Annotated in this window: 22 protein-coding genes; 9 read left to right on the top strand and 13 right to left on the bottom strand. The window is 66.0% G+C overall.

All coding sequences use genetic code 11. The annotated features are described in order from the left end of the window. The 6 genes from paaG to paaA form a co-directional block, all read right to left on the bottom strand. Positions 1-792, bottom strand: a complete 792-nt coding sequence (gene paaG, locus LO55_RS09955; protein ID WP_071361336.1) for a 2-(1,2-epoxy-1,2-dihydrophenyl)acetyl-CoA isomerase PaaG — start codon at positions 790-792, stop codon at positions 1-3. Between the two features lie 37 nt (positions 793-829). Beyond that, positions 830-1906: a 1,2-phenylacetyl-CoA epoxidase subunit PaaE gene (gene paaE, locus LO55_RS09950; protein ID WP_071361335.1), complete on the bottom strand. Its 1077-nt coding sequence runs from the start codon at positions 1904-1906 to the stop codon at positions 830-832. Positions 1907-1925: 19 nt separating this feature from the next. Further along, on the bottom strand, positions 1926-2438 hold the full coding sequence (paaD, locus tag LO55_RS09945; RefSeq protein WP_071361334.1) for a 1,2-phenylacetyl-CoA epoxidase subunit PaaD: 513 nt from the start codon (positions 2436-2438) through the stop codon (positions 1926-1928). Next, the gene (gene paaC, locus LO55_RS09940) at positions 2438-3190 is read right to left on the bottom strand and encodes a 1,2-phenylacetyl-CoA epoxidase subunit PaaC (protein WP_071363748.1); all 753 of its coding nucleotides are present in this window, start codon (positions 3188-3190) and stop codon (positions 2438-2440) included. The genes paaD and paaC overlap by 1 nt, the downstream gene beginning before the upstream one ends. A gap of 20 nt (positions 3191-3210) precedes the next feature. After that, entirely contained in the window at positions 3211-3495 is a 285-nt protein-coding gene (gene paaB, locus LO55_RS09935; protein ID WP_071361333.1) for a 1,2-phenylacetyl-CoA epoxidase subunit PaaB, read from the bottom strand. Positions 3496-3578: 83 nt separating this feature from the next. Then, positions 3579-4568: a 1,2-phenylacetyl-CoA epoxidase subunit PaaA gene (paaA, locus tag LO55_RS09930; RefSeq protein ID WP_071361332.1), complete on the bottom strand. Its 990-nt coding sequence runs from the start codon at positions 4566-4568 to the stop codon at positions 3579-3581. A 117-nt stretch (positions 4569-4685) separates the two neighbouring features. On the opposite strand from paaA, the gene paaX reads away from it, so the two are divergent. Together paaX and LO55_RS09920 are read left to right on the top strand one after the other, a co-directional pair. Next, positions 4686-5621, top strand: coding sequence for a phenylacetic acid degradation operon negative regulatory protein PaaX (paaX, locus tag LO55_RS09925; RefSeq protein ID WP_071361331.1), 936 nt, complete (start codon positions 4686-4688; stop codon positions 5619-5621). Positions 5622-5697: 76 nt separating this feature from the next. Beyond that, positions 5698-6831: a M14 family metallopeptidase gene (locus LO55_RS09920; RefSeq protein ID WP_071361330.1), complete on the top strand. Its 1134-nt coding sequence runs from the start codon at positions 5698-5700 to the stop codon at positions 6829-6831. A gap of 62 nt (positions 6832-6893) precedes the next feature. Here the strand turns inward: LO55_RS09920 and LO55_RS09915 are convergent, their stop codons facing one another. From LO55_RS09915 to pmbA, 3 genes are all read right to left on the bottom strand, one after another. Then, entirely contained in the window at positions 6894-7391 is a 498-nt protein-coding gene (locus LO55_RS09915) for a DoxX family protein (RefSeq protein ID WP_083415285.1), read from the bottom strand. A gap of 120 nt (positions 7392-7511) precedes the next feature. Continuing rightward, positions 7512-7754: a hypothetical protein gene (locus tag LO55_RS09910; RefSeq protein ID WP_071361328.1), complete on the bottom strand. Its 243-nt coding sequence runs from the start codon at positions 7752-7754 to the stop codon at positions 7512-7514. Between the two features lie 13 nt (positions 7755-7767). After that, positions 7768-9120: a metalloprotease PmbA gene (gene pmbA, locus LO55_RS09905; protein ID WP_071361327.1), complete on the bottom strand. Its 1353-nt coding sequence runs from the start codon at positions 9118-9120 to the stop codon at positions 7768-7770. 94 nt (positions 9121-9214) lie between these two features. On the opposite strand from pmbA, the gene yjgA reads away from it, so the two are divergent. From yjgA to LO55_RS09890, 3 genes are read left to right on the top strand one after another with little or no spacing between them, the layout of a single operon-like run. Next, entirely contained in the window at positions 9215-9814 is a 600-nt protein-coding gene (gene yjgA, locus LO55_RS09900) for a ribosome biogenesis factor YjgA (protein ID WP_005665145.1), read from the top strand. Then, complete coding sequence (mog, locus tag LO55_RS09895) at positions 9792-10412, top strand: molybdopterin adenylyltransferase (protein ID WP_071361326.1); 621 nt, start codon at positions 9792-9794, stop codon at positions 10410-10412. Before yjgA ends, mog begins: the two co-directional genes overlap by 23 nt. Before the next feature lie 12 nt (positions 10413-10424). After that, complete coding sequence (locus tag LO55_RS09890) at positions 10425-11093, top strand: alpha/beta hydrolase (RefSeq protein ID WP_071361325.1); 669 nt, start codon at positions 10425-10427, stop codon at positions 11091-11093. A 24-nt stretch (positions 11094-11117) separates the two neighbouring features. Here LO55_RS09890 and LO55_RS09885 read toward each other — a convergent pair whose 3' ends face one another. Continuing rightward, positions 11118-12443 carry an aspartate aminotransferase family protein gene (locus LO55_RS09885; RefSeq protein ID WP_071361324.1) on the bottom strand — a complete coding sequence of 442 codons (1326 nt, stop codon included), beginning with the start codon at positions 12441-12443 and terminating at the stop codon, positions 11118-11120. Positions 12444-12578: 135 nt separating this feature from the next. Here LO55_RS09885 and LO55_RS09880 point away from each other — a divergent pair, with 135 nt between their 5' ends. After that, positions 12579-13133: a carboxymuconolactone decarboxylase family protein gene (locus tag LO55_RS09880; RefSeq protein WP_071361323.1), complete on the top strand. Its 555-nt coding sequence runs from the start codon at positions 12579-12581 to the stop codon at positions 13131-13133. A gap of 43 nt (positions 13134-13176) precedes the next feature. On the opposite strand, the gene LO55_RS09875 is transcribed toward LO55_RS09880, so the two are convergent. From LO55_RS09875 to LO55_RS09865, 3 genes are all read right to left on the bottom strand, one after another. Then, entirely contained in the window at positions 13177-14025 is an 849-nt protein-coding gene (locus LO55_RS09875) for a fumarylacetoacetate hydrolase family protein (protein ID WP_071361322.1), read from the bottom strand. A 71-nt stretch (positions 14026-14096) separates the two neighbouring features. After that, complete coding sequence (locus LO55_RS09870; RefSeq protein ID WP_005665139.1) at positions 14097-14459, bottom strand: c-type cytochrome; 363 nt, start codon at positions 14457-14459, stop codon at positions 14097-14099. Next, complete coding sequence (locus LO55_RS09865; RefSeq protein ID WP_083415284.1) at positions 14456-15022, bottom strand: c-type cytochrome; 567 nt, start codon at positions 15020-15022, stop codon at positions 14456-14458. Before LO55_RS09865 ends, LO55_RS09870 begins: the two co-directional genes overlap by 4 nt. An 86-nt stretch (positions 15023-15108) precedes the next feature. On the opposite strand from LO55_RS09865, the gene LO55_RS09860 reads away from it, so the two are divergent. From LO55_RS09860 to ctaD, 3 genes are read left to right on the top strand one after another with little or no spacing between them, the layout of a single operon-like run. Beyond that, a complete protein-coding gene (locus LO55_RS09860) occupies positions 15109-15501 on the top strand; it encodes a c-type cytochrome (RefSeq protein ID WP_071361320.1) in 393 nt (130 codons plus the stop codon). Further along, a complete protein-coding gene (gene coxB / locus LO55_RS09855; RefSeq protein ID WP_071361319.1) occupies positions 15498-16460 on the top strand; it encodes a cytochrome c oxidase subunit II in 963 nt (320 codons plus the stop codon). Before LO55_RS09860 ends, coxB begins: the two co-directional genes overlap by 4 nt. Then, entirely contained in the window at positions 16457-18964 is a 2508-nt protein-coding gene (gene ctaD, locus LO55_RS09850) for a cytochrome c oxidase subunit I (RefSeq protein WP_071361318.1), read from the top strand. The genes coxB and ctaD overlap by 4 nt, the downstream gene beginning before the upstream one ends.

Here is an 18964-nt window from a genome sequence, read left to right as displayed (position 1 = left end):
TCACTCTCCCTTGAAATGCGGCGTGCGCTTGGCCATGAAGGCGGCGACGCCTTCGCGGTAATCGTGGCTGTAGCCGAGTTCGCGCATCATGCCGGCCTCGAGCTGCAACTGGTCTTCGAGCGAGTTGGCTTGGCTGGCCTGGAAGGCTTTCTTGGTGAAGGCCAGCCCTTTTGTTGGCGCGGCGGCGAAGTGCTCGGCCATCGCCATCGCTTCAATCATCAGGGCTTCGTCGGGCACGCAGCGCCAGATCAGGCCCCACTCTTCGGCCTTCTCGGCGCTGAGCTTTTCGCCCAGCATGGCCAGGCCCATGGCGCGGGCATGGCCGATCAGGCGCGGCAGGTGCCAGGTGCCGCCGGTGTCCGGGATCAGGCCCAGTTTGCTGAAGGCCTCGATGAAGCTGGCCGATTTGGCGGCCAGCACGATGTCGCAGGCCAGCGCCAGGTTGGCGCCGGCGCCGGCGGCCACGCCGTTGACGGCGCAGATGACCGGCATCGGCAGGTTCTTCAGCGTGAGCACCAGCGGGGCATAGAATTTTTCGACCGATTCGCCCAGGTCGACGCTGGGCGCGCCCGGGTCGACGGCGCGGTCGGACAGGTCCTGGCCGGCGCAGAAGCCGCGGCCGGCGCCGGTCAGGACCAGCACGCGGACCGATCTGTCGGCCTGCACGCGTTGCAGCGCATCGCGCACTTCGAGGTGCATGGCCTGGGTGAAGCTGTTCAGGCGGTCGGGCCGGCTCAGCGTCAGGAGCGCGATGCCGTTCTCGATCTTGAACTGTATGGATTCGTAAGTCATGTCTGTCTCCGTTATTGGTTTCATGACGTCTCGATGCTCATTCGTGGATGTCGAAGTCGACGACGACCTTGTCGGTGACCGGGAAGCTCTGACAGCTCAACACGAAGCCGCGCGCCACTTCGTAGTCTTCGAGCGCGTAGTTCACGTCCATCTCGACCTCGCCATCGAGCACCTTGCAGCGGCAGGTCGAGCACACGCCGCCCTTGCACGAGTAGCGCATGTCCAGCCCGGCGCGCAGGCCGGCGTCCAGCAGCGATTCCCTGTCCTTGTCCATTGTGAAGCTGGCGGCGTTGCCGTCCATGATCACGGTCACTTCGGTCAGGTTTCGTGCCTCTGCTTGCGCGGCGCGCGGCTTGCGCTCGCGCGCCGGCGCGCTGGCGGCGAACAGTTCGATCCGGATCTGTTCCTTCGGCAGACCCGCTCCCTGCAGCGCGCGCGAGACGCCGTGCATCATGTCTTCCGGGCCGCAGATGAAGGCGACGTCGATGTCCTTGATGTCGATCCAGTGACGCAGGAACTGGCTGCACTTGTCTTCGGTGATGCGGCCGTTGAACAGCTCGATATCCTGCTGCTCGCGGCTCATCACGTACACCAGGCGCAGGCGGCCCATGTACTGGTCTTTCAGGTCGGTCAATTCATCCCGGAAGATCACGCTCGACGAGGCGCGGTTGCCATAGACGATGGTGAAGCGGCTCCCGGGTTCGGCCTGCAGGGTCGTTTTCACGATCGACAGGATCGGCGTGATGCCGCTGCCGGCGGCGAAGGCCAGGTAGTGGCGGCTGCTGGCCGCGTCGAGCGGCACGTTGAAGTTGCCGCTCGGCGGCATCACATCCAGCGTGGCGCCGGGCTGCAGGCTTTCATTGGCCCAGCCCGAGAACAACCCGCCGCTGCAGCGCTTGATCGCCACCCGCAACTGCGCGTCCTGCACGGCCGAGCAGATCGAGTACGAGCGGCGCACGTCTTCGCCATCGATGGTGGTGCGCAGGGTCAGGTACTGGCCCTGGCGGTAGGCGAAGGTGTCCTTCAGCTCGGGCGGGACGTCGAAGGTGACGGCGATGGCGTCGCGCGTCTCGTGCTTCACCTTCGACACGGTCAGTGGATAGAACTTGCTCATGCTGGCCTCATTGGACAACTCAGTGGCATTTGAAGTAGTCGAACGGCTCGCGGCAGTCGAGGCACTTGTACAGCGCCTTGCACGGGGTCGAGCCGAACTCGCTGGTCAGTTGGGTGTGGGGCGAGCCGCAATGCGGGCAGGCGACGTCGGGCGCGGCGCGGCGGCGGATGCCGGCGTGCAGGCCGCTGATGTCGATCGCCTGCTGCACCGGCGGCGCGATGCCGTAGCCTTTCAATGCCGCCTTGCCGGCAGCGCTCATCCAGTCGGTGGTCCAGGCGGGCGACAGGCGGCTCTCGATGCGGACATCCTCGATGCCATGTGCGTTCAAGGCTGCGCTGACCGAATCGGCGATCACCCCCATCGCCGGGCAGCCGGAATAGGTCGGCGTGATCGTGACCACGCATGCCTCGCCCTCCAGGCGTACGGCGCGCACGATGCCGAGGTCGACCACCGAGATGACCGGGATCTCCGGATCGGCAACCTCGCCGAGCCATTCCCACACCTGTTCGACCGAGACGTCGAGCGCGGTCATTACCAGGCCGCTCCGGGATAGGCGCGCTGCAGGAACTGCATCTCGGCCAGGATGAAGCCGAGGCGTTCGCTGTGGCGGCCCTGCTTGCCGCCGCGCTGCATCCAGGCGTCCGGCGACGGCATCGTCAGGGTGGCCTCGTTAAAGATGTCGGCCATGTGGTCAAGCGACTGCTTGCGCAGCGATTCCACCGATGGGGCCACGCCCTGCTCCACCATCGCGTTGTCGATCTCGTCGTAGAGGAACATCTCGCCGCTGTACATCCACAGCTCGTCGAGCGCGGTCTGCATCATGGCGTGGCTCTTGTCGGTGCCGTCGCCCAGGCGCACCACCAGGTCGCCGCTGCGGCGCAGGTGGTAGGTGACTTCCTTGATCGACTTGGCGGCGATTTCGCGGACGCGCTCGTCGCTCGAGCGGGTCAAGCCGTCCATCAGGAAGTAGTGCCAGGTGTCGAACAAGAATTGGCGCGTCAGGGTGTCGGCGTAACTGCCATTGGGCTGCTCGACCAGCAGGCAGTTGCGGTACTCGATGGCGTCGCGGAGAAAAGCCAGCCGGTCTTCGTCGCGGCCCCTGCCTTCGAGTTCGCCCGCATACGTCAGCCACATGCGGGTCTGGCCCAGCAGGTCAAGGGCGACGTTGGACAGCGCCATGTCTTCTTCGAGCGCGGGGCCCTTGCCGACCAGCTGGCACAGCTGCTGCGACAGGATCAGGGCGTTGTCGCCCTGGCGCAGCAGGTACTGGAATTTGGCGTCCATCGCATTGGTCTCCACAGGGCTCACAGGTTCTTGACTTCTTCCGGCATCGGGAAGAAGGTCGGGTGGCGATAGACCTTGCTGTTGGCCGGCTCGAACAGCGCTTCCTTGTCGGAAGGGCTGCTGGCGACGATGTCGGCGGCGCGCGCCACCCAGATCGAGACGCCTTCGTTGCGGCGGGTGTAGACGTCGCGGGCGTTGTTGATCGCCATTTCGGCGTCAGGGGCGTGCAGGCTGCCGACGTGCTTGTGGGCGAGGCCGTGCTGGCTGCGGATGAAGACTTCCCACAGGGGCCATTCTTTGCTCATTGTTGTCTCCGTTATTGCGGTGTGCGGGCGTCGGTCGAACGCGTGGACGGCGGAGCCGTCCACCCCACTGATTCCGGCTGTTTTTATGCTGCGGTTTTTTTGGCGGCTTGCTTGTCGGCGTGGGCGACCAGGGCGTCGCGGAACCATTCGCCGTCGTCCCAGGCTTTCACGCGCGTGCGCAGACGCTCGCGGTTGCACGGGCCGTTGCCCTTCAGGACGTTATGGAACTCGGACCAGTCGATCTCGCCGAAATCGTAGGAGCCGCGTTCGGCGTTCCATTTGAGGTCGGGATCGGGAATCGTCAGGCCCAGGTATTCGGCTTGCGGCACGGTCTGGTCGACCATGCGCTGGCGCAGCTCGTCGTTCGAGAACAGCTTGATGCGCCAGGCCGTCGATTGCGCGCTGTTGACCGATTCGGCGTCCGACGGACCGAACATCATCAAGGACGGCCACCACCAGCGGTTGAGCGCATCCTGGGCCATCGCCTTCTGCTCCGGCGTGCCCCTGGCCAGCGCCATCATGATGTCGTAGCCCTGGCGCGCGTGGAAGGATTCTTCCTTGCAGACGCGGACCATGGCGCGCGCATACGGCCCATACGAGCAGCGGCACAGCGGGATCTGGTTGATGATGGCCGAGCCGTCCACCAGCCAGCCGATCGCGCCCATGTCGGCCCAGCTCAGGGTCGGATAGTTGAAGATGCTCGAGTACTTGGCCTTGCCGGCATGCAGGGCCTGCAGCAGCTCGTCGCGCGAGACGCCCAGCGTCTCGGCGGCGCTGTACAGGTACAGGCCGTGGCCGGCCTCGTCCTGGATCTTGGCCAGCAGGACCGACTTGCGCTGCAGGGTCGGCGCGCGCGTCACCCAGTTGCCTTCCGGGAGCTGGCCGACAATCTCGGAATGCGCGTGCTGCGAAATCTGGCGGATCAGCGTCTTGCGGTACGCTTCCGGCATCCAGTCCTTCGGTTCGATCTTGATCCCGGCGTCGATGCGCGCCTGGAACGCCTGTTCTTCGGCGCTCATGTCCTGTTCTGTGCGGACTTTCTTGAGGCCGGTCTCCACCATCTGTGCGTACATAGCTTCCCCCGTGGTTCTCTACAATTGCAAACCCGTCCAAATCATAATACGATACAAAAAACTTGATGTACACAATAATTTTGAATCATATCGCAGCACCAAAAATTGACCGGAATCATGAAACGACTGTCCAGCACTGAGTGGATCGCCCACGACCTGGCCCTCGATCCGCCGCGCCACAAGTCGCTGGTGGTGACCGTGTGCGGGGACACGATCGCCCCGCACGGCGGCGCCTTCTGGCTGGGCAGCATGATCGAGCTGGTGGGCCCGCTGGGCGTCGGCGACCGGCTGGTGCGCACCAGCGTGTTCCGCCTGGTGCAGGAAGGCTGGCTGACGGCCAGCCGCGAAGGCCGGCGCAGCCGCTATGCGATCGAGCCGAAGGCGCTGCCGCGCTTCGAACGCGCCAACCGCCGCATCTATTCGGCGCCGGGCCTGGACTGGGACGGGCGCTGGACCTTCGTGCTGGCGCCGCATGGCAAGAGCGGCAGCATCGACAGCGAGCTGCGCACCCTGCTGCGCAAGGAACTCGAGTGGGAGGGTTTCGCGATGCTGGCGACGGGGGTGATGGCGCATCCGGCGCCCGAGCGCGACACGCTGCGCGAGATCCTGGCGCGCGCGGACGCCACCGACAAGGTGTTCGTGTGCCAGGTCGACGAGCTGCCCGGCATGGACGCGCGTCCGCTGCCCGAGCTGGTGGGCGACTGCTGGAACCTGGATGCGGTGGTGGGCGCCTATCGCGGCTTCATCGACCGCTTCGCGCCGCTGCCCGACATGCTGGGCAAGGACGACGTGACGCCCGAGCATGCGTTCGCGATCCGCACCCTGCTGATCCACGCCTACCGCCGCGTGCAGCTGCACGACCCGATGCTGCCGCTGGCCCTGCTGCCGCAGCCGTGGCCAGGTGCCGACGCCTATGCGCTGGCGCGCGAGATCTACCGCCTGTGCCACGCGCGCGCCGAGGAGCACGTGCTGGCGATGCTGCGCAAGGAAGACGCGGCGACGCTTGATGCCGACGCCGCCTATTACGGCCGCTTCGGCGGATTGCGGGACTGAGGCCCGGCGCACAAGAACACGTCCAAAAGCGGGTATCATCGACGCTTTGACGCCTTTCCCAACACAGGACAACACCATGTCTATCAAGATCAGCAGCCAATTCGACGCTGGCGCCATCGAGGTCGTGAACGCCACCAGCGCCAACGCCATCGACCTGAACATCCGCAAGGACTCGCACGCCGACATCATCCAGTGGTTCTACTTCCGCCTGCAGGGCGCGCAGGGCGAAGCCTGCTCCATCCGCCTGCTCAACGCCGGCAAGGCCGCCTATCCGGCCGGCTGGGAAGGCTACCAGGCGATGGCGAGCTACGACCGCGTGAACTGGTTCCGCGTGCCGACCACCTTCGATGGCCAGGTGCTCACCATCGAGCACACCCCGGGCATGGACAGCGTCTACTACGCCTATTTCGAGCCGTATTCGTGGGAACGCCACCTGGAGCTGCTGGACCGCGCCCAGATGTCGGAAAACGTGCGCATGCTCGACCTGGGCTCGACCGTCGACGGCCGCGACCTGAACATGCTGGTGATCGGCGAACCGCTTGACGGCAAGAAGAAGGTGTGGGTGATCGCGCGCCAGCACCCGGGCGAGACGATGGCCGAATGGTTCGTCGAGGGCATGCTCGACGCGCTGCTCGATCCGGCCCACCCGTTCGGGCGCCAGCTGCTGAAAGAGTCGGTGTTCTACGTGGTGCCGAACATGAACCCGGACGGCTCGGTGCGCGGCAACCTGCGCACCAATGCGGCCGGCGCAAACCTGAACCGCGAGTGGCTCAATCCGAGCATGGAGCGCAGCCCCGAGGTGTTCCTGGTGCTGCAGAAGATGCATGAAACCGGCGTCGACCTGTGCCTGGACGTGCACGGCGACGAAGGCCTGCCCTATGTGTTCGTGGCCGGCAGCGAATCGCTGCCGAACTTCACCAAGGAGCAAGGCGAAGCGCAGGACCGCTTCATCGCCGACTTCAAGATCGCCAGCCCGGACTTCCAGGACGTGCACGGCTACGGCGCCACGCCGTACACCGCAGAGACCCTGACCATGGGTTCGCCGCACATCACCCACGCCTTCGGCTGCCTCTCGCTCACGCTGGAACTGCCGTTCAAGGACAACGCCAACGATCCGGATCCGCAAGTGGGCTGGGATGGCGCCCGCAGCGCGCGCCTGGGCGCGGCGGTGCTGCAGCCGGTGCTGAACGCGATCCGCGCGATCAAGTAAGCACGCCCCGCTGTCGCGACGACGCCCCGCATGCCGGGGCGTTTTTTATTGGCACGCCAGGGTCAGACCGCCACGCCGAAGCGCCGATCCAGCGCAAACCGCCCGCCGCCGCGCACGCCGATATACAGCGCCAGGAAGCCCATCAGGAACGGAAACTCGATGCCGCGGTCGATCCACGGCCAGGTGGGGCCGAGCGCGTAGCAGATGCCGGCCATCTGCAGGGCGATCAGCAGCGCGACCGGCCTGGCCCACCATCCCAGCGCCAGCATCAGCGCGCCGATCGTCTCGAGCAGCATGACGAGAAAGGCCAGTTGCGGCGCGAACGGCAAGCCCATCACGTCCTGGATCAGCCGGGTCGAGCCGGCCATCGGATCGGCCATCGAGCCGTGCGGGATGCCCAGCGCCTTGGGCAGGCCGTGGGTGAACATGACGACGCCGAACACGAAGCGCAGCAGGGCGTAGAGGATGGGTTCGGCGCGCCGGTAGAAGGCGTCCAGTTGGGGCAGCAGCAGGCGCTCGCGCGCCATCGGCGAACTGGTCTCGGGGGCTGTCGTTGGCATCGCTGGTCCTTGCGCGTGGTGGAAGACCGGCCCATCTTGCCGGCCTGCGCTGCAGGGATAAAGATACCGAAAGAGGATTGTCAGTTCAGTATCGACCAACAATCCCGCACGGCGCCACGTTCAGAGTGCGACGCCCAGATGGGTGTTGACCCAGGCGTTCGCATCCGCGCTGCTGTCGAAGTGCAGGGTCGCGATCGCGGTTTTATCGGGCGCAAGGAAGGTGGCATACACCTTGCGGCTGTCCGCGCCGCTAGAACTGAGCAGGTCGGATTGCGGGGCCAGCTCGACGGTGGCCACCAGGTCGAGATTGAGCAGCACCGTCTTGGGGCTGCTTTCCTTGTCGATGCGGACGAATCGGCCCATGGCGCTCTCCTCTTCAGTTGCCGGCCACGACCATCTTCTCGATCAGGATCGAGCCGGTGGTCTTGTTGCCGCGTACGAGGGTGTCGTTACCGACGGCAACGATTTGCTGGAACATCTCACGCATATTGCCGGCGATGGTGATTTCTTCGACCGGATACTGGATGACGCCGTTCTCGACCCAGTAGCCCGACGCGCCGCGCGAATAGTCGCCGGTCACGTAGTTGACGCCCTGGCCCATCAGCTCGGTGACCAGCAGGCCCGTGCCGAGTTTGCGCAGCATGCCTTCGAAATCGTCGCTGCGGCGGGTGTCCTTGGAGACGATCTCGAGATTGTGCGAGCCGCCGGCATTGCCGGTGGTTTGCATGCCCAGCTTGCGCGCCGAATACGAGGACAGGAAGTACCCCTGCAGCACGCCGTCGGCGATCACCTTGCGGCGCACGGTCTTGACGCCCTCTTCGTCGAACGGCGCCGAACCGACCGCGCCGATCAGGTGCGGGTCTTCGACGATCTGGATGTGCGACGGGAACACCTGCTTGCCCAGGGTATCGAGCAGGAAGGTCGACTTGCGGTACAGCGCGCCGCCCGACACGGCTTGCACGAAGGCGCCCAGGAGACCGGCGGCCAGCGGCGCCTCGAACAGCACCGGGCAGGTGCGGGTATTGAGCTTGCGCGCGTTCAGGCGCGCCAGCGCGCGCTCGGCGGCGTAGCGGCCCACTTTCTCGGGCTTGGCCAGCTCCTTGGGATTGCGCGACGAGGTGTACCAGTCGTCGCGCTGCATCTGATTGCCCTTGCCGGCGATCGGCGCCACCGAGATCGTGTGGCGCGAGAATGGATAACCGCCGATGAAGCCGCGCGAGTTGGCGCCGACGAAATGCGATTGCTGGACGTAGACGCTGGCGCCTTCGCTGTTGGTGATGCGCTTGTCGACCTCGAAGGCGGCGTTTTCGCAGCGCTTGGCCAGCTCCACCGCTTCTTCGGTGCCGATCTGCCACGGGTAAAACAGGCGCAGGTCGCGCGGCGCGAGCTCGAGGAGATCGGCGTCGGGCAGGCCGGCGCAATCGTCCTCGGCGGTGAAACGGGCGATGTTGGCCGCCGCCTCGACGGTCGCCTTGAGCGAGGAGGTCGAGAAATCGGAGGTGCTGGCATTGCCGCGGCGCTGGCCCACGTAGACGGTGACGCCCAGGCCCTTGTCCTTGTTTTGCTCTATCGTCTCGATATTGCCTTTACGCACAGAAACCGACAAACCGCTCCCTTCGCTGATCTCGACCGAGGCGTCGGTCGCGCCCTGCTCGCGGGCGAACGCCAGCACGTCGCGCGCCAGCTGTTTGAGCTGATCCTGGGTGTGGGTAAAAGCGTTGTCGTTCATAGGTGTTTTTCGTGGCAGGCCCTAAAACAGTTATCATAGCAGCCGTTTACAGTTTTCACTGATCGGCCCCGCGCCAATCAAATCCATTCATATCATGCCTAATCCAAATCGCGGCTCGGTCGGCTTCCAGTCGAACGAGTTCGAACCCGAATACGACCGTCCTTCCAAGTCGGAACTCAAGCGCCAGTCGAACGAGCTGCAAAAGCTCGGCGAGCAACTGGTCGACGCGCCGCGCGACCGCGTCAAGCGCGTGCCGATGCCGGAAGACGTGCGCGATGTCATCCTCGAAACCCAGACCATCACCAACCACGAAGGCCGCCGCCGCGCCCTGCAGTTCGTGGGCAAGAAGATGCGCACCCTGGACGAGGAAGAAGTCGCCGCCATCCAGCGCGCCATCGACAGCTGGAAAGGCGCCTCGAAGTCCGAGACCGCCGCCCTGCACGCGCTCGAGCGCCGCCGCGAGAAGCTGCTGGCCGACGACAAGGCCCTGACCGTCCTGCTCGAAGAAAATCCCGAGCTCGACGTCCAGCACCTGCGCACCCTGATCCGCAACGCGCGCAAGGAAGTGGCCGAATCCAAGCCGCCAAAGGCCTACCGCGAGATCTTCCAGATCCTGAAGGACCTGAGCAAGAAGAAGAAAGCCGACGCCGACGCCGAAGAAGAAGGCAACGATGACGAATCCGACGACGAGTAATCAGGAGTTGGTGATCGGCCTGGTGTCGGTCTCCGACCGCGCCAGCGGCGGCGTCTACGAAGACAAGGGCATCCCGGCGCTGAACGAGTGGCTGGCGGGAGCGATCACCACGCCATTTCGCGTCGAAACCCGGTTGATCCCCGACGACCGCGCCAGTATCGAAGCGACCCTGGTCGACCTGGTGGACAGCGCACGCTGCCACCTGGTGCTGACCACCGGCGGCACCGGCCCGGCGCGGCGCGACGTCACGCCCGAGGCCACGCTGGCCGTCGCCACCAAGGAGATGCCCGGCTTCGGCGAGCAGATGCGCCAGATCAGCCTGCGCTTCGTGCCGACCGCGATCCTGTCGCGCCAGACCGCGGTAATTCGCGAAACGGCGGACCACGCGGCCCTGATCATGAACCTGCCCGGCCAGCCGAAGTCGATCAAGGAAACCCTCGAAGGGCTGAAGGACGACGCCGGCAACACGGTCGTCGGCGGCATCTTCGCGGCCGTCCCCTATTGCATCGACCTGATCGGCGGCCCGTACATGGAAACCAATCCGGCGGTGAGCAAGACTTTCCGCCCCAAATCGGCATTGCGTCCGCCTGTCGCCTAATTGAAGGAAGCCATGAGCCAGCTGCTTGAGAATATCGAGATCGAAACCGCGCCGAACCCGTCCATTGCCATCGTCTGGCTGCACGGCCTGGGCGCCGACGGCAACGACTTCGTGCCGATCGTGCGCGAACTGGACTTGTCGGGCCTGCCCGGCATCCGCTTCGTGTTCCCGCATGCGAACACGATGCCGGTGACGATCAACGGCGGCTACGTGATGCGCTCCTGGTACGACATCGTCGCCACCGACCTGGTGCGGCGCGAAGACGAAGCCGGCCTGCGCGCCTCGCAGCTGCAGGTCGAGGCGCTGATCGCGCGCGAAAAGGAACGCGGCATCCCGGCCTCGCGCATCATCCTGGCCGGCTTCTCGCAGGGCTGCGCGATGACCTTGCAGACCGGCCTGCGCCACCCGGAACCGCTGGCCGGCATGATGTGCCTGTCGGGCTACCTGCCGCTGGCGGGCGTGGCCGGCGCCGAGCGCCATGACGCCAGCCTGTCCACCCCGATCTTCATGGCGCATGGCGTGCAGGATCCGGTGGTGCCGTTCGCACGCGCGGAAGATTCGCGCAAGGTGCTCGAATCGCTCGGCTACCAGGTCGAGTGGCATGCCTACCAGATGCAGCACACGCTGTGCCTGGAAGAGGTGCAGGACATCGCGAAGTGGATTCGCAAGGTCGTCGCCTGACGCCTGACTCCATCGGCGGCGCGGTCACGTCGACAGCGCCGCCTCCACCGCATCGCTCAGGCGCGACACGATCTCCGACAGATCCGCCGGCGTCGCAATGAAGGGCGGCGCCAGCAGCACATGGTCGCCGTGCTGCCCATCGATCGTTCCCCCCATCGGATAGACCAGCAGGCCGCGCGCCATCGCCTTGGCCTTGATCGCCGCGTGCAGCTTGCGCTCGGGCGCGAACGGCTCCTTCGTTTCCCGGTCGCGCACGAACTCCAGCGCCAGCAGCAGCCCGCGTCCGCGGATGTCGCCGACATGCTCGTGCACCCCGAACACGTCGCCCAGCATGCGGCGCAGCACCGCGCCGCGGCTGCGCACCCGCGCCAGCAGGTCGTCGCGCTCGATCACCTGCTGCACCGCCAGCGCCGCGGCCGCCGCGACCGGATGGCCGATATAGGTGTGCCCGTGCTGGAACATGCCGCTGCGGCTGCGCAGGCATTCGACGATTGCCTTGTGCGCCAGCACCGCGCCGATCGGCTGGTAGCCGGCGCCCAGGCCCTTGGCCACGGCCACGATGTCGGGCGCCACGCCGTCCTGCTCGATCGCGTACATGGTGCCGGTGCGGCCCATGCCGCACATGACTTCGTCGGCGATGAGCAGGATGCGATGGCGGTCGCAGATCTCGCGCACGCCCTGGAAGTAGCCCGGCGTGGGCGGGATCGCGCCGCCGGTCGCTCCCACCACCGGCTCGGCCACGAAAGCGATGATGTTCTCGGGGCCGGCGCGCAGGATGGTGGTCTCCAGTTCGTCCAGCAGGCCGGCGGTGTAGTCGTCGACGCTGACGCCGTCGGCGCGGCCGCGGTACTCGTAGCAGGCCGACACCCGCAGCGCATCCTTCAATAGCGGGGCGAAGGCGCGTTTTCTCCACTCGTTGCCGCCCACGCCCAGGACGCCCAGCGTGTTGCCGTGATAGCTCTGGCGCCGCGCCAGGAAGCGGGTGCGCTGCGGCTCGCCCATCTCGACCCAGTACTGGCGCGCCAGCTTGAGCGCGGTCTCCATCGCCTCGGAGCCGCCGGAGACGAAATAGACGCCCCCCATGTCTTCCGGCCCGCCCTCGACCAGGCGCGCGGCCAGCTGCTCGGCCACGTCGGTGGTGAAGAAGGCGGTGTGGGCATAGGCGCAGCGGTCGATCTGGCGGTGCATGGCGGCGATCACGTCCGGGTGGCCGTGGCCCAGCGAAGAGACGGCGGCGCCGCTGCTGGCGTCGAGATAGGTCTTGCCGTTGGTGTCGACGAGCGTAATACCCTCGCCGCCGGCCGCGAGGGGCGGCACCTGGCGCAGGCTGCGGTGGATGATGTGGCTCATGAAAGCTTACCTCCGATCTCCGATAGGGACGACACTTGACGATAAGCGCGGGAGGGTCGGCTTCTTTTGATTTTTAGCGCAGACCGTGCGAATATTTTCTTAGGATCATTATTGGAGCAACAGATGAGTGCGCACATGAGCGAGCGCCTGGGCCCCATCCCCGACCATGAACTGAACGACGCCCAGCGCGCCGCCGCGCGGGAAATCGTCGCCGGCCCGCGCGGCGCCGTCTACGGCCCCTTCGTGCCGCTGCTGCGCAGTCCCGAGCTGATGAGCCATGCGCAGCGCATGGGCGAATACCTGCGCTACCGCAGCGCGATCGGGGCGCGCCTGTCGGAACTGGCGATCCTGGTCACGGCGCGCCAGTGGGACCAGCAGGTGGAGTGGGCCATCCATGCGCCGATCGCGGCCCAGGTGGGAATTCCGTCGTCGGTCATCGCGGCCATCGCGGCGCGCGAGCGGCCGGGCGACATGCTGGTGGACGAGGCGGTGGTGCACGACTTCTGCGTCGAGCTGCACGAGCACAAGGCGGTGTCGGACCGGGTGTATGCCGACGCGCTCGCGCTGTTCGGCGATCAGGGCGTGGTCGACCTCATCGGGATCAACGGCTACTACACCCTGCTCGCGATGGTGATGAACACGGCGCGCACCAGCGTGCCCGAGGCGGGCGCGTGGCGCATGCCGGATTAGGGTCAAAGATGTACTTGGACCCCCGCCTTCGCGGGGGCGACGCTTATTTGGGGAAGGCGACCACTTCGGCCTGCTGCTCGCCCAGGCCCGCGATCCCCAGGCGCAGCTGGTCGCCCTTTTTCAGGAAGCGCTGCGGCGAGCGGCCCATGCCCACGCCCGGCGGGGTGCCGGTGGTGATGATATCGCCCGGCTCCAGGGTCATGAAGCGCGACACGTAGCTGACGATCTGCGCCACGCTGAAGATCATGCTGCCCGTGTTCCCGGTCTGCATGCGCTTGCCGTTCAGTTCCAGATACAAGTCGAGGTCTTGCACGTCGTAGATCTCGTCGCGCGTGACCAGGAACGGGCCGACCGGGCCGAAGGTGTCGCAGCCTTTGCCTTTATCCCACTGCGAGCCCATCTCGAACTGGAAGGCGCGCTCCGAGACGTCGTTGACCACGCAGTAGCCGGCCACGTACTTCAGCGCTTCTTCTTCGCTCACGTATTGCGCGCGCGCGCCGATGATGACGCCCAGCTCGACTTCCCAGTCGGTCTTCTTCGCGCCTTTCGGCAGCACGATCGCGTCGTCCGGGCCGTTCAGGGAGCTGATCGCCTTGGTGAAGAACACCGGCTCGCTCGGGGTGGTGGATTTGGTTTCGGCGACGTGGTCGGCGTAGTTCATGCCGATGCCGATGAATTTGCCGACGCCCTTGACCGGCACGCCCAGGCGCGGATTGCCGCGCACCAGCGGCAGGGTCTTGTGGTCGATCTTGGCCAGCTTGCGCAGCGCCTTGTCGCCCAACACCGACGCATCGATGTCGTCGATGATGCCGGACAGGTCGCGCAGGCGGCCCTCTTCGTCGAACAGGCCCGGCTTCTCTTTGCCCGGGCGGCCATAGCGCACCAATCTCATGATTCTTCCTCGGTCGTGAACGCGCGGACCGTGGCGGTCCGCGTCAAACCGGCGATGATACCAAGGATCGGCTATTGACTGAGCAGATAGGCGCTGATGTCGATCGCATCGCGCTCGCTCACGCCCATGTTCGGCATCGCGTTGCCCGGATCGATCGCCTGCGGATCCATGATCCAGCGCACCAGGTTGTCCTGGGTATTGGGCACCTTGCCGGCGATGTAGCGGCGCTCGGCCATGTCGCCGAGCGGACGGCCGACGTAGACCTTCGAGCCGGCGATGCTCGGCACCGTATGGCAGGAGTGGCAGGCGTACTGGGTCAGCGCGATCTTGCCGCGTTCGGGGTCGCCCTGGATGCCGGGCGCCGGCCGCGTCGGGCCGCAGGCCGCCACCAGCATGGCCAGCGCCATCATGGCGGGAATGCGTGCTGCTGTCATGGCGCCTCCCCCTGGGTTACGGTTGCGGCCTCGGTGGAGGTCATGCGGCGGAAGTCTTCCTGCGTCATGTTCGGCATGGCCGACACGAACGCCACCACGGCCCAGATATCGTTATCGCTCAAGTGGTATTCCCAGGCCGGCATGCCGCTCATCTTGATGCCGTTGCGGGTGATCCAGTACAGCTCGCGCGTTTCCCAATTGAGGTCGGCGTCCACCAGCGGCCCGGGCACCGGCTGCATGCTCATGCCCTGCTGGAGCGGCGCGACGCCCGGCCCGCCGTGGCACTGGATGCAGTTGGCCCCGTAGACGGCGGCGCCGCGCCGCACCTGCTCCGCTGCGCCCAGCCCGGCGGGCACCTGGATGTCGCGCGCATGGTTCTGCACCGAGTACTGCAAGCCTTCCTCGAACACGGTGTAGATCAGCGGGTAGTGCTGCGCGGTCGCGGCGATATTGTAGAAGCCGCCGCGCAGGACGATCAGGCCGATGGCGGCGCCGATCAGCCCTGCCCCCAGCAGGGTCAGCACCATGGTCTTGACAATAAGTCGTGCGCGATTGGATAGCATAACCTAGGGCGTTCAGTTAAAAAAATGACATCTAATTTCTTGTATTATAAAAGCCACAGCTTTTTCACGAAAAACCAACCGTGCGCATGAATATCTGTCAATACGGCCGTCCATTCCCTCTACGCGCCAGCGCCGTGCTGCTGTGCGCGCTGCTGGCGAGCGGTTGCGGCAGCCAGGACAAGCGGAGCCGCGTCGAAGGGGGCGATCCGGAGCGCGGCCGCCTGCTGACCCAGCAATACCAGTGCGCTGCCTGCCATTTCATTCCCGAGGTACAGGGCACGAACGGCGACGCCGGTCCGTCGCTGCAATACATGGGCCGCCTGAGCTATATCGCGGGCAGCATCCCGAACCAGCCCGAGAACATGGTCCGCTTCCTGCGGAATCCGCCCGCGGTCAAGCCCGGCACGTTGATGCCGGCGCTCGGCATTTCCGAAGAAGAGGCGCGCCACATGGCGGCCTTCATGTACACCCTGAAATGAACGACCTGCAATCCGTCCTCCACCCGGCCGGCGCCGACGCCGCCATCATCCACCAGTTCAGCTGGGTGCTGTTCGTCGGCGGCACGCTGATCTTCATCTTCGTGATGGCCTTGCTGACCCTGGCCATGCGGCGCCAGGCGCGCCCGATCCGGCCCGCCGTCTGGATCTTCGGCGCCGGCATCGCCTTCCCGGTCGTGGTGCTCACCGCCCTCCTGGCCTGGAGCACCTGGCGCAGCGCGCAGCTGGCGCCGCAGACCTCACACGATGCGTTGACGATCTCGGTCACCGGCAAGATGTGGTGGTGGGAGGTGCGCTACCGCGACCCGGCCACCAATCGCGAGATCATCAGCGCCAACGAGATCCACATCCCGGTCGGCGAATCGGTCTACCTGGGCATGACGGCATCCGACGTCATCCACAGTTTCTGGGTGCCGTCGCTGGCCGGCAAGCGCGACATGATCCCGGGCCGCGTCACCGGCCTGACCCTGCGCGCCGACAAGCCGGGCGTGTACCGCGGCCAATGCGCCGAATACTGCGGCGAGCAGCACGCGCGCATGGCCTTCCACGTGATCGCCCTGCCGCGCCCCGAATTCGACGCCTGGCTGGCGCGCCAGGCGGCGCCAAGCCTGCCGGCCGACACCACCGTGCTGCAGCGCGGCCGCGAGGCCTTCCTGGCGCAGCAATGCCAGGCCTGCCACACGATCCGCGGCGTCACCGACGTGCCGCCGTTCTCGGAGCAGGCGCGCATCGCCGACACCTCGCGCCTCGGGCCCGACCTGACCCACGTCGGCAGCCGCCGCGAGATCGCGGCCGGCACCCTGCGCAACCACCGCGGCACGCTGGCCGGCTGGATCGCCGACCCGCAAGCCATCAAGCCGGGCGTGTTCATGCCGCCTTCACAAGACCTGGACGGCGAAACCCTGCGCGCGCTGGCCACCTACCTCGAGCACCTGAAATGACGACGCGCGACGACGCTTTGCCGAATCCCCTGCCCCGCCCACCGCTGGAGCTGACCCGCCTCGAACAGATCTGGGAAACGCCCAGCGGCTGGCGCTTCTTCAAGTCGGTCAACAACACCAATATCGGCCTGATGTACATCGGGACGGCGATCCTGTTCTTCATCCTGGCCGGCATCCTGGCCCTGATCATGCGGGTGCAGCTGGCGGTGCCGGACAACGACCTGGTGGCCGCCAGCACCTACAACCAGATCTTCACGATGCACGGCACCGTGATGATGTTCCTGTTCGCGATCCCGATCGTCGAGGCGATCGCGGTCTACCTGCTGCCCAATATGCTGGGCGCGCGCGATCTGCCTTTCCCCCGCTTGTCGGCCTACGCCTTCTGGGCCTATGCCTTCGGCGGCCTGGCCTTCTTCTGCACCCTGTTCTGGGGCCTGGCGCCGGACGGCGGCTGGTTCATGTATCCGCCGCTGACCGGCATGAAGTATTCGCCCGGCCTGAACGCCGACTTCTGGCTGCTGGGGATCGGCTTCATCGAGATCTCGGCGATCGCCGGCGCGATCGAGCTGATCGTCGGCATCCTGTTCACCCGCGCGCCGGGCATGACCCTGCGCCGCATGCCGGTGTATGCCTGGGCCATGCTGGTGGTGGGCGTGATGATCATCATCGCCTTCCCGGCCGTGATCGCCGGCACCGCGCTGCTCGAACTCGAGCGCGCCTTCAACATGCCGATCTTCGATGCCGAGCGTGGCGGCGACCCGCTGATCTGGCAGCACCTGTTCTGGTTCTTCGGCCACCCCGAGGTCTACATCATCTTCCTGCCGGCAGCCGGCATGATCTCGACCATGATCCCGACCATCGCCCAGAACCGCCTGGTGGGACGGCGCGTGATCGTGGTGGCGCTGGTCGGCGTCGGCATCTTCAGCTTCGGCCTGTGGGCCCACCACATGTTCACCGCCGGCCTGGGCGTGCTCGAGATGAGCCTGATCTCGGCGGCCAGCATGGCGGTGGCGATCCCCACCGGCATCCAGGTGTTCGGCTGGATCGCCACATTGTGGAGTGGGCGCATCAAGCTGAATGCTCCTACTCTTTTCATGCTCGGCTTCATGTTCATCTTCGTGCTGGGCGGGCTGACCGGCGTGATGGTGGCCGTGGTCCCGTTCGACTGGCAGGTGCACGACACCTATTTCATCGTCGCCCACCTGCACTACGTGCTGATCGGCGGCATGGTGTTCCCGGTGTTCGCCGCCATCTATTACTGGCTGCCGCTCATCAACGGCAACCAGATGTCGGAGCGCTGGGCCAAGCCGATCTTCTGGCTGCTGTTCGGCGGCTTCAACATCACCTTCTTCCCGATGCACATCACCGGCCTGTACGGCATGCCGCGCCGCGTCTATACCTACTCGCACGAGATGGGCTGGGACTGGCTCAATATGCTCTCGACCGTCGGCGCCTTCATGTTCGCCCTCGGCATCGTGGGCATGATCGTGGACGCCGCCCGCACCCTGCGCCGGCCAACGAAGGAAGTCGGCAATCCGTGGAATGCGGCGACGCTCGAGTGGCTGCCGTCCGAGGACTACGGCAACCGCAGCATCCCGATCGTCACGTCCGACGACCCGCTGTGGGACCAGCCGACCCTGTCGAAGGAGGTCGAAGAAGGCCGCCACTACCTGCCCAATACCGTCACCGGCCGCCGCGAGACGATCGCCACCAGCCCGGTGAGCGCGACGCCCAACTACCTGATGATCCTGCCCGGCGACAGCTGGCTGACCGTGATCGGCGCCGCGGGCACGGCCGGCTTCTTCCTGCTGCTGACCGTGAAGGCGATGGCGCTGGCCACTATCTGCGGCGTCGTCGCCGTCGCCTGCATCATCGGCTGGCTGTGGCAATCGGACCGCAGCGTCAACATGAGCCACGCCCCGATCGGCGGCGGCATCAGGCTGCCGATCGGCGCGGTCGGCGTCGCCTCGCATTCGTGGTGGGGCACCTTCATCATGCTGATCGTGATCTACGGGATCTTCTGGTCCTTCGCCTACACCTACATCCACACCTCGATGCGGCTCGAGATCTGCCCGCCGCCGGGCGCCTCGCTGCCCGACGGAACGTACACCATCGCCGCCGCCGCCCTGCTGCTGGCGGGTTCCGCCCTGGTCTGGTTCGGCGGCCGCCTGAAGGGCCACGGCATGGCCTGGACCACGCTGGCGGCGCTGGCCTGCACCACGGCCGCCTTCCTGCTCGACGTGCACAGCTGGCGCCTGGTGCACCTCGATGGCACCAAGGATGCCTGGAACGCCTCGATCGCGATCATGCTCGGCTTCCAGGGCGTGATGCTGTTCGTGCTGCTGCTGGCCGCGCCCTACCTGTGCGTGCGCGCCTGGCGCGGCCTGGTCAAGCCCGAAAACCGCGCCACGCGCGACAATATCGCGCTGATCTGGCATTACGTGACCCTGCAGGGCATCACCGCCATGGTGGTGATCCGCGGCCTGCTGCTGGTGATGGATTGA

The organism is Massilia timonae (assembly GCF_001866515.1).
Classification (GTDB): Bacteria; Pseudomonadota; Gammaproteobacteria; order Burkholderiales; family Burkholderiaceae_D; genus Telluria; species Telluria timonae.
Note: the sequence above shows the minus strand (reverse complement) of the source record. Positions and strands in the feature narration are given on the sequence as shown.

What these genes read in the sequence shown, in the direction of transcription:
- LO55_RS09890 (WP_071361325.1), top strand. Translation starts at nt 10,425, where the DNA reads ATGAGCCAGCTGCTTGAGAATATCGAGATCGAAACCGCGCCGAACCCG.
- paaX (WP_071361331.1), top strand. Translation starts at nt 4,686, where the DNA reads ATGAAACGACTGTCCAGCACTGAGTGGATCGCCCACGACCTGGCCCTC.
- paaD (WP_071361334.1), bottom strand. Translation starts at nt 2,438, where the DNA reads ATGACCGCGCTCGACGTCTCGGTCGAACAGGTGTGGGAATGGCTCGGC.
- LO55_RS09910 (WP_071361328.1), bottom strand. Translation starts at nt 7,754, where the DNA reads ATGGGCCGATTCGTCCGCATCGACAAGGAAAGCAGCCCCAAGACGGTG.
- paaA (WP_071361332.1), bottom strand. Translation starts at nt 4,568, where the DNA reads ATGTACGCACAGATGGTGGAGACCGGCCTCAAGAAAGTCCGCACAGAA.
- LO55_RS09880 (WP_071361323.1), top strand. Translation starts at nt 12,579, where the DNA reads ATGAGCGAGCGCCTGGGCCCCATCCCCGACCATGAACTGAACGACGCC.
- paaC (WP_071363748.1), bottom strand. Translation starts at nt 3,190, where the DNA reads ATGGACGCCAAATTCCAGTACCTGCTGCGCCAGGGCGACAACGCCCTG.
- pmbA (WP_071361327.1), bottom strand. Translation starts at nt 9,120, where the DNA reads ATGAACGACAACGCTTTTACCCACACCCAGGATCAGCTCAAACAGCTG.
- LO55_RS09860 (WP_071361320.1), top strand. Translation starts at nt 15,109, where the DNA reads ATGAATATCTGTCAATACGGCCGTCCATTCCCTCTACGCGCCAGCGCC.
- LO55_RS09915 (WP_083415285.1), bottom strand. Translation starts at nt 7,391, where the DNA reads ATGCCAACGACAGCCCCCGAGACCAGTTCGCCGATGGCGCGCGAGCGC.
- LO55_RS09875 (WP_071361322.1), bottom strand. Translation starts at nt 14,025, where the DNA reads ATGAGATTGGTGCGCTATGGCCGCCCGGGCAAAGAGAAGCCGGGCCTG.
- LO55_RS09865 (WP_083415284.1), bottom strand. Translation starts at nt 15,022, where the DNA reads ATGCTATCCAATCGCGCACGACTTATTGTCAAGACCATGGTGCTGACC.
- LO55_RS09920 (WP_071361330.1), top strand. Translation starts at nt 5,698, where the DNA reads ATGTCTATCAAGATCAGCAGCCAATTCGACGCTGGCGCCATCGAGGTC.
- LO55_RS09885 (WP_071361324.1), bottom strand. Translation starts at nt 12,443, where the DNA reads ATGAGCCACATCATCCACCGCAGCCTGCGCCAGGTGCCGCCCCTCGCG.
- paaE (WP_071361335.1), bottom strand. Translation starts at nt 1,906, where the DNA reads ATGAGCAAGTTCTATCCACTGACCGTGTCGAAGGTGAAGCACGAGACG.
- paaB (WP_071361333.1), bottom strand. Translation starts at nt 3,495, where the DNA reads ATGAGCAAAGAATGGCCCCTGTGGGAAGTCTTCATCCGCAGCCAGCAC.
- LO55_RS09870 (WP_005665139.1), bottom strand. Translation starts at nt 14,459, where the DNA reads ATGACAGCAGCACGCATTCCCGCCATGATGGCGCTGGCCATGCTGGTG.
- ctaD (WP_071361318.1), top strand. Translation starts at nt 16,457, where the DNA reads ATGACGACGCGCGACGACGCTTTGCCGAATCCCCTGCCCCGCCCACCG.
- yjgA (WP_005665145.1), top strand. Translation starts at nt 9,215, where the DNA reads ATGCCTAATCCAAATCGCGGCTCGGTCGGCTTCCAGTCGAACGAGTTC.
- paaG (WP_071361336.1), bottom strand. Translation starts at nt 792, where the DNA reads ATGACTTACGAATCCATACAGTTCAAGATCGAGAACGGCATCGCGCTC.
- mog (WP_071361326.1), top strand. Translation starts at nt 9,792, where the DNA reads ATGACGAATCCGACGACGAGTAATCAGGAGTTGGTGATCGGCCTGGTG.
- coxB (WP_071361319.1), top strand. Translation starts at nt 15,498, where the DNA reads ATGAACGACCTGCAATCCGTCCTCCACCCGGCCGGCGCCGACGCCGCC.